The organism is Frankia canadensis (genome assembly GCF_900197875.1).
In the GTDB taxonomy this organism is placed as follows: Bacteria; Actinomycetota; Actinomycetes; order Frankiales; family Frankiaceae; genus Frankia; species Frankia canadensis.
Genome location: NZ_FZMO01000174.1, coordinates 1 through 8,150 on the forward strand (window position 1 = coordinate 1; position 8,150 = coordinate 8,150).

7 protein-coding genes are annotated in these 8,150 nt (G+C 74.0%); 5 read left to right on the forward strand and 2 right to left on the reverse strand.

What is annotated here, in order from left to right:
* A partial coding sequence (locus tag C1A33_RS15355; RefSeq protein ID WP_341477227.1) for an alpha/beta hydrolase occupies positions 1-813 on the forward strand: 813 nt, incomplete at its 5' end.
* Positions 807-1,298: a flavin reductase family protein gene (locus tag C1A33_RS15360; protein ID WP_101832183.1), complete on the forward strand. Its 492-nt coding sequence runs from the start codon at positions 807-809 to the stop codon at positions 1,296-1,298. The genes C1A33_RS15355 and C1A33_RS15360, both read left to right, overlap by 7 nt.
* Positions 1,299-1,395: 97 nt before the next feature.
* Here the strand turns inward: C1A33_RS15360 and C1A33_RS15365 are convergent, their stop codons facing one another.
* Entirely contained in the window at positions 1,396-1,953 is a 558-nt protein-coding gene (locus tag C1A33_RS15365; RefSeq protein ID WP_165818406.1) for a GNAT family N-acetyltransferase, read from the reverse strand.
* A gap of 586 nt (positions 1,954-2,539) precedes the next feature.
* On the opposite strand from C1A33_RS15365, the gene C1A33_RS15370 reads away from it, so the two are divergent.
* The 3 genes from C1A33_RS15370 to C1A33_RS35755 all read left to right on the forward strand — a co-directional run bounded on the left by C1A33_RS15370 (position 2,540) and on the right by C1A33_RS35755 (position 7,217).
* Positions 2,540-3,778 carry an LLM class flavin-dependent oxidoreductase gene (locus tag C1A33_RS15370; protein WP_101832185.1) on the forward strand — a complete coding sequence of 413 codons (1,239 nt, stop codon included), beginning with the start codon at positions 2,540-2,542 and terminating at the stop codon, positions 3,776-3,778.
* A 106-nt stretch (positions 3,779-3,884) separates the two neighbouring features.
* Complete coding sequence (locus C1A33_RS15375) at positions 3,885-4,376, forward strand: flavin reductase family protein (protein WP_101832186.1); 492 nt, start codon at positions 3,885-3,887, stop codon at positions 4,374-4,376.
* A 288-nt stretch (positions 4,377-4,664) separates the two neighbouring features.
* Positions 4,665-7,217, forward strand: coding sequence for a CaiB/BaiF CoA-transferase family protein (locus C1A33_RS35755; protein ID WP_207770322.1), 2,553 nt, complete (start codon positions 4,665-4,667; stop codon positions 7,215-7,217).
* 70 nt (positions 7,218-7,287) lie between these two features.
* Here C1A33_RS35755 and C1A33_RS15390 read toward each other — a convergent pair.
* Positions 7,288-8,150: ATP-binding cassette domain-containing protein (locus C1A33_RS15390; RefSeq protein ID WP_207770323.1), on the reverse strand; the 863-nt coding region annotated here is incomplete at its 5' end.

The following is an 8,150-nucleotide window of genomic DNA, read 5'->3' on the forward strand; positions in this document are numbered from 1 at the left end:
GCGTCCACCATCTCCACCTCCGCGCCGCTGGACTTCCCACCCCCGCAGGGCCTGCGCGAACGCGGCACCGTCGTCGTCGTACCCGGGCGCGGCGAGAGCGCCGCGACCTACCGCCGGCTGGGCGCCCGCCTCGCCGCCGACGCCTACCGCATCCGCGTTCTGCCCGCCCCGCCGGCCCTCCCGGCCCAGACCCTGTCGGGTACGCCGGGGTCGGGCCCGGCGGGGATCCTCGGCCCGCTCGCGGACGCGCTGTCCGCCGCGGTCACCGGCATCGGCGACGGCCCGGCGCGCCCGCTTGTGCTGGTCGGCGCGGACAGCGGGGCCGCCGCGCTCGCCGCGCTGGTGGCGACGGCACCGCCGGACGCCGCCTGGTGGCCCGACGCCGTCGTCCTCGCCGGGCTGCCCGGCCACGGCTCGCGGCTCGCGGCCGACGACTGGGCGCAGGAACTCGACGCCCGCACCCACTGCCCGGTGCACCGCGAGACGCTCGCCGACGATCCGGCGACGCGGCCCGGCATGCTCGCCGACGCGCTGCCCGACACGCTGCTCGACCTCGCCTACGGCAGCACGGCCCCCGTGCCGGCGCTGCTGCTCACCGGCGACACCGATCCGCTCGCCGACCGCGACGCGCTTCGCCGGCTGGCCAAGTCCCTGCCCGTCGCGCGCCTCGCCGTCGTACGCGGCGGGCATCGCGACGTCCTCAACGATCTGCAGCACCGTTCGGTGGCCGCCGAGGTCGTCGGCTTCCTGGAGGCGCTGCGCGCCGCCCCGCCGCTCGTCCCGTCGATCACAGTGGAGTCCAGCGCATGGTGAGTCCGCCGCGGGTCTTCGATCCCCGCCGGCTGCGCAACGTCTTCGGCGTCTTCCCCTCCGGGGTGGCCGCGGTCGCCGCGCTCGTCGACGACGCTCCCGTCGGCCTGGTGGTGAGTTCGTTCACCTCCGTGTCCCTGGACCCGCCGCTGGTCTCGCTGTGCGTCGCGCACACCTCCGGCACCTGGCCGGTGCTGGCCCGCGCGCCGCGGCTCGGTCTGAGCATCCTGTCCGCCGAGCAGGAGCGGGCCGGCCGCCAGCTCTCCGGCCGGGCCGCGGACCGTTTCGCCGAGCTGCGCTGGCGCGCGACCGCGGACGGCGCCATCCTGCTCGACGGTGCCAGCGGCTGGCTGGAGACCAGTGTCGACCAGCAGGTCCGCGCCGGCGACCATGACATCGTCGTGCTGCGTGTCCACGACCTGGACGCCGACCACGACGTGAGCCCGCTCGTCTTCCACGCCAGCCAGTTCCGCCGCCTCGAACGCTGACCCCGGCGAGCACCGCCGAGGACGTCGTCCGGCGATCACCAATGCGCCGGCGATCGGCGCCGTCATCCCGCGCACCGCGTACGCCCGCTCGCGGGAATCAGGCTCGCAGGTCGGTCGCGGACTGAGTCCAGACGTCGACCTCGCGGTCGAGCAGCGGGTTGTGGATCCGGCGGGTGGGACGCAGGCCGAGCTTGCCGGCGACGCGCTGGGAGCGGGCGTTCTCCGGGTGGATCACGGAGATGAGGTCCGGCAGGCCGAGGCGCTCGAACGCGTCGTCGCGGGCGGCCCGCGCGGCCTCGGTGGCCAGGCCCCGTCCCCAGGCCGCCCGGCACAGCCGCCAGCCGAGTTCCGGGCGTGAGCCGGCCGCCGCCAGGAACGGTGGGACGTGTGCCAACCCGGCGAAGCCGAGGACCTCTCCAGCATGGTCGGGCTCGTGGGACTCCAGAATCCAGGGCCCGTAACCGTGCTCCTGCCAGTGTTGGACCATGCGGCCGAGGAACGCCTCGACGGTGGCGGGATCGACGGGGCGGTTGAGGTAGCGCGCGACCTGCGGGTCGCGGTTCATCTCCGCGATGGCGGCCTCGTCCTCGGGCCGCCACCGGCGCAGCAGCAGCCGGGGCGTGCTGAGCGCCTCCACCTGCGGAAAATGGGTCATGTCCTCCCTTTCCGGGTCGCGTCCCGCGTCGTGACCTTCGCGGTCGTTGTCGCGCGGCTGGTCGTGGCAGCGTGATGGCATTGTCGCAGCGGCCCGTGTCGCGAACAGGGTGACAAACCGGACGCGGCGCGCGGCGCTCGCGACACGGTGCCGCTGTCCTCTGCGCGCTCTTCCCCGCCACGGGAAGTCCGCCTGATCGTCGGCTTTCTGGTCGACGCTGACGCCAGAGATGATCACGGAGTCCGGCTCGTTGACTGATCGTTGATTCTTATCGGTGTGATCGTGGATTCGCGTTGGACGGGAGGGAGAATCCCGCTCATCCTGATGGACATGCTTGGGAATCGGGCGGAGGGTCGGCGCCCACGATGGGCGCTCACCCGCCGGCGGTTCCTCGACTACGGGATCATCGCCTCCGCCTGCTGTCGTCCTCGCTGATCGAGCCGGCCGCCCCCCACGCGCCGGGCGCGCCCCGCAGTGCGTGCCTCATCCCGCTCCCGCGCCCGCGCCCCCGGCCGCCTCGGCCGGCGCCGTCGTGCCGCCACCCGCCTACCGCCGCCGGGCGTCCACCGGACCGAAAGGATCAGCCATGTCCGATCCCGCCGCCATCCCCGCGACCGCCGCCATCCCCGCGACCGCCGCGATTCCCGCGACCGCGTCGCCGACGGTCGAGTTCATCAGCCTGTCCCACCTGAACCCCTCGACCGAGCTCAACCCGGTGTCCACCCGAGGCATCGATCTGGCGTACTTCCGGACCTACGTGCGGTCGCTGGAGGAGGCCGGCTTCGACTACACGCTGCTGCCGTACGGGTCGAACAGCGCGGACTCGTTCGTCGTCGCCTCCGCGGTCGGGCAGCTCACCGAGCGGCTGCGCCCCATCGTCGCGCTGCGGCCGAACACCGCCTTCCCGCTCGTGGCCGCGCAGCAGCTCGCCACCCTCGACCAGCTCACCGAGGGACGCGCGGTGGTGCACCTCATCTCCGGCGGCAGCGACGTCGAGCAGGCCCGCCAGGGCGACTACCTGCCCAAGGACCGCCGCTACGCGCGCACCGCGGAGTTCATCGACCTGCTGCGCCGGGCCTGGACCGAGACCGCGCCGTTCAGCCATGACGGCGAGTTCTACCGCTTCGACGAGTTCGGTCCGGGCTTCGCGCCCTACGGCGCGACCATCCCGATCTCGATCGGCGGCCAGTCCGACGCGGCCTTCGAGGTCGGCGGGGCCAAGGCGGACATCTTCAGCTTCTGGGGTGAGCCCCTGGCGGACCTGCGCGGCGAGATCGACCGGGTGAACGCGCTCGCGGACGCCGCCGGCCGGGCCGAACGGCCGCGCATCTGGGTGACCTTCCGGCCGATCATCGCCCGGACGGACGAGCTGGCCTGGCGCAAGGCGTACGAGTACGTCACCCGCATCGAGCGGACCTATCAGGCCGGCGGCGCGCGCCGGTTCGTCGGCCCGGGCGGTCCGCAGAACGTCGGCTCGCAGCGGGCCCTCGACTTCGCCGCGAGGGGCGAGGTCTACGACCGGGCCCTGTGGACCCGCACGGCGGCCGCGACCGGGGGGCTCGGCGCCTCGACCGCGCTGGTCGGCAGCCCGGAGACGGTGGCCGCCGCAATCCTCGACTACGTCGACCAGGGCGCGAGCCTGGTCTCGATCCGCGGCTACGACACCCTGGCCGACGCGGTCGACTACGGGCGGTACATCCTGCCGCTTGTCCGCCAGGAGATCGCGCACCGCGAGGCCACCGGGCGCCGCGGCACCCTGCAGGAGCAGCACCCGGGGGCGCTCGCCCCCGGCTTCGACGCCGCGGTGGCCGCCGGAGCGCACTGAGCCCGCCTGACAGCCCCGCCTCTGACAGCCCCCCGTCTGAGAGCCCCGTCTGACACCCGCCTGAGAGTCCGCCGCTCGTCTCGTCGATCACAGTGGAGTGCAGCGCATGGTGAGTCCGCCGCAGGTCTTTGATCCCCGCCGGCTCCGGCACGTGTTCGGGGCGTTCCCATCCGGGGTGGCCGCGGTGGCCGCCGTGGTCGACGGAGCCCCGGTCGGGCTGGTGGTGAGCTCGTTCACGTCCGTCTCGCTGGATCCGCCGCTGGTGTCGGTGTGTGTCGCGCACACCTCCGGCACCTGGCCGGTGCTGGCGGGGGCGCCGCGGCTGGGGTTGAGCATCCTGTCCGCCGAGCAGGAGCGCCACGGCCGCCAGCTCGCCGGCCGGTCCGTCGACCGCTTCGCCGAGCTGAGCTGGCGTGCCACCGACGACGGCGCGGTGCTGCTCGACGGCGCCAGCGGCTGGCTGGAGACGAGCGTCGACCAGCAGGTCCGCGCGGGCGATCACGACATCGTCGTGCTGCGCGTTCACGACCTGGACGCGGACCACGACATCAGCCCCCTCGTCTTCCACGCCAGCCAGTTCCGCCGCATCGAACGCTGACGGCGCGGGCACGCCGGCGGCCCGCCCACACCCCCGCGTCGGCCCGCCCCAGGTGGCCTGGCATCAGGTAGTGGAAGTGGCGTAGCTCACGATGTATAAACATCAACACGATTCTTGTGATGGTGATGACGGCCGTTCCTCCAGAGGGGCAGGTGGCGGCGGTCCGCGAGGGTGGGACGGCACGACGGGGTGCCGCCGCCCGCCCGGCCGGGCCACGCGGGCGCCACCTTCGTGCCTGTGCGCGACGCGCAGCTCCCGGCGGGACGGACGACGGAGGGATGTGACCCCATGTCCGGGATCTGCGCGGGACTGACCGTCGTCGAGGTGGGATCGGGGAGCGTCGCCGCCTCGATCGCGGGAATGGTGCTCGCGGACGCCGGGGCGCGCCTCGTGAAGGTCGAGCCACCCGCCGGCGACACGCTGCGCGGCCGCAATCCCAGCGGGTTCCTCGTGTGGAACCGGGGCAAGGACAGCGTCGTCGCCGACCTGCGTGAACGCGACGGCCGCGAGCGGTTACGCCGGCTCGCGGCGAGCGCCGACGTCGTCATCGAGGCTCTGGCGCCGGGGCGCGCGGACGGCTGGGGGGTCGGCGCAGGGGACCTGCGCGCGCTCAACGCCCGTCTCGTGCACTGCTCGATCACCGCCTTCGGACGCACCGGCCCCTACGCGCGGGTGAAGGGACGCGACGAGCTGGTCGCCGCCAAGCTCGGCCTGTGGTCGCGCGGAGCGTTCGGGTTCCGCGACGGACCGCAGATGTACCCGGTCGCCTGGCCCAGTTTCGGTGCGGCGATGCAGTCGGTGGCCGGCGTGCTCGGCGCGCTGCTCGTGCGCGAGCGGACCGGGCGGGGACAGCGCGTCGACGCGACGCTGTTCGCCGGCCTGGACCCGCTCGACTACTTCGTCGCCACGGTCGTGCAGCTGACGGCCAAGCGGGGCGAGAAGCCGTCGGGGGATGCCCGGTCGGCGATCTCGGCGAGTCGCTACGGCGTGCTGGTCGCCACGAAGGACAGCCGCTTCATCCAGACCTCGACGATGCTGGGCCACCAGGCGCGGGCGCTGTGCGAGGCCGCGGGGATCCTCGACATCGTCGAGGCCGACGCCCGGTTCGCGGGCATGCCGACCTTCGCCACCGCCGAGATCGCCCAGGAGTGGGAGGACCTGCTGCTGGCGGCCTTCCGGTCCCGCGACCTCGAGCACTGGATGCCCCGTCTGCTCGCGAGCCCCGACATCGCCTTCGAGGTGTCACGCACGCCGGAGCAGGGCCTGGACCATCCGCAGATCGTGCACAACGGCGACGTCATCACCATCGACGACCCGTGGCTCGGTCCGGTGCGCGAGGTCGGCCCGATCGGGCACTTCTCCGCGACGCCGATGGACCCGCGCCGGTCCGCCCCCGCCCTCGGCGAACCCGCCGCCTGGGCCCCCGACGACAACGCCGAGGCCGAGCCGGCAGCCCCGGCCACCTCTCCCATGCCGGCCGGCGGGGCGGTCCCGGCTGGCGTCACCGCCGCGGCTGGTGGGGGCGTCGCGGCTGGTGGTGACGGGTACGGTGGTGACGGGGACGGTGGCGCGGGTGGGCCTGATGCCAACCCACAGGCGCCGCCGTTCGCGGGTACGACCATCGTCGAGTTCGGCTACTTCTACGCCATGCCCTACGCGACGGTGATGCTGGCCGAGCTCGGCGCCCGCGTCATCAAGATCGAGGACGGCGCAGGTGACCCGCACCGGATGTCCTTCGGCCCCGAGGTCGCCACGGCGAAGACCACGGCGGGCAAGGAAAGTCTGTCGGTGAACCTGCGCAGCGAGGAGGGCCGTCGCGTCGCGCACCGCCTCATCGCGACCGCCGACGTGTTCGTCACCGGCTTCCGCAGCGGCGTCGCCGAGCGTCTCGGCCTCGGCGAGAAGGAGCTGCGCGCGCTGAACCCCCGGCTGCTCTACGTCCACGCCGCCGGCTACGGCACCGAGGGCCCCTACGCCCATCGGGCGCTGTACGCGCAGGCCGCGCAGGCCGTCGGCGGCAGCTTCGGCCGGCAGGTCGGGCACTGGACCGAGCCGTCCCGCAGCCTCGACATGTCCGTCATCGAGCTGCAGGCCATCGTCATCCCGCGCCTCGGGCAGGTCGTCGACGGCGACTCCAACGCCGCCCTCTCCCTGCTCGCCGCCCTCGCGCTGGGTATCTACCACCAGCGGCGCACCGGCATCGGCCAGCGCCTGAACACCTCGATGATCGCCGCGAACGCCTTCGCCTACAGCGACGACTTCTGTACCTACGCCGACAAGCCTCCCGCCCCGATCGTCGACGAGGAGGCGTGGGGTACCTGCGCGCTGGGCCGCTGCTACCCGGCCGCCGCCGGCTCCTACGTCTGCCTGGTCGTGCGGTCCGAACCGGAACTGCGCGCGCTGTTCGCCGAGCTCGGCCTGCCCGCGCCGGACGACGACGCGCGCTTCGCCACCGCGACCGCCCGCGCCGAGCACGACGACGTGCTCGCCGCCCTGCTCGCCGAGCGTTTCGCCGAGCGCCCGGCCGCCGAGTGGGAGCGCGCCCTGGTGGCGGCCGGCGTCGGCTGCGTGGAGGCGGACCTGCGCGGGCATGCCATCGTGACCAGCTTCGACGCCAGGCTGCGCGACGCCGGCCTGACCACCGTCTACGCGCATCCGCTGTTCGGTGACCTGGTCAGGGCGGCACCGTGCGTCACCTTCTCCGAGACGCCGAGCCGGCTTGGCGTGCCCTGCGTGCGCGGCGAGAACAACCACGCCCTGCTCGCCGAGCTCGGCCACACCGCCGACGAGATCGCCCGCCTCGAGCACGCCGGTGCCGTCGTCCCGAGCACGATCGACTGACCGGGAAACGTAGCGTGCAGCGCGGGTCGCGGTGCCTACCCGCCGGCGGCCACCGGGTGGATGCTGGAGATCAGCTCCGGTAGGCCGAGGCGTCCGAAGGCGTCGTCGCGGGCGGCCCCATCGTCGCAGGCATGCTCGTCGTCGCAGGCATGCTCGTCGTCGTGGGCGTGCTTGTCGTCGTGGGCGTGCTTGTCGTCGTGGGCGTGCTCAGCGACAGGCGGGCTCCGTGCCATCGGCGCCGGATCCAGCGGTCGTGGCTGACGAGGACGATCGCGCCGGGGTAGGCGTCGAGCGCGGACTCCAGTTCGTCGACGAGGGCGAGGGACAGATGGTTGGTGGGCTCGTCGAGGAGCAGGACGTCGACGGGATCGCGCAGCACCTGGGCGAGGGCGAGCCGCTGGCGCTGGCCGGCGGACGCCCGCGCGACCGGCACCGCGAGCTGGTCGGGCGTGAACAGGCCAAAGGCGAGCAGCGCCTGGGCGTGCTCGGCCGGACCGCCGGCCCGGCCACGGGCGAACGCGGCGAGCAACGTGTCGTCCGGGCGGGCGTGGGCGACCTGCTGGGGGAGATAGCCGATCGTGCCCCGCCGGGTGAGCTGGCCCTCGTCGGGGCGCAGCTCCCCGGCCAGCAGCCGCAGCAGGGTGGTCTTGCCCGCGCCGTTGGCCCCGTCGACGAGCACCCGCTCGCCGGCGCCGACGGTGAGGTCGGTCGGTGCCAGCCGCCCGGCGACCGTCACGCCGACGGCCTGCACCAGGGTCCCGGATGCCGGCGCGTTCGCCGCGGCGGTGGACGGCGACGGCCCGGCGCCGGCCGCTGTTCTCGGACGTTGGCCCGGCGGGCCGTACTGGGTCGGGTGGCCGTGCCGGCCCGGCAGGCCGTGGTGGGCCGGGTGGGCGTGCTGGGTCGGCAGGGTGAAGCGCAGGGGTGCGGGCG

What these genes read in the sequence shown, in the direction of transcription:
- C1A33_RS35755 (WP_207770322.1), top strand. Translation starts at nt 4,665, where the DNA reads ATGTCCGGGATCTGCGCGGGACTGACCGTCGTCGAGGTGGGATCGGGG.
- C1A33_RS15365 (WP_165818406.1), bottom strand. Translation starts at nt 1,953, where the DNA reads ATGACCCATTTTCCGCAGGTGGAGGCGCTCAGCACGCCCCGGCTGCTG.
- C1A33_RS15370 (WP_101832185.1), top strand. Translation starts at nt 2,540, where the DNA reads ATGTCCGATCCCGCCGCCATCCCCGCGACCGCCGCCATCCCCGCGACC.
- C1A33_RS15360 (WP_101832183.1), top strand. Translation starts at nt 807, where the DNA reads ATGGTGAGTCCGCCGCGGGTCTTCGATCCCCGCCGGCTGCGCAACGTC.
- C1A33_RS15375 (WP_101832186.1), top strand. Translation starts at nt 3,885, where the DNA reads ATGGTGAGTCCGCCGCAGGTCTTTGATCCCCGCCGGCTCCGGCACGTG.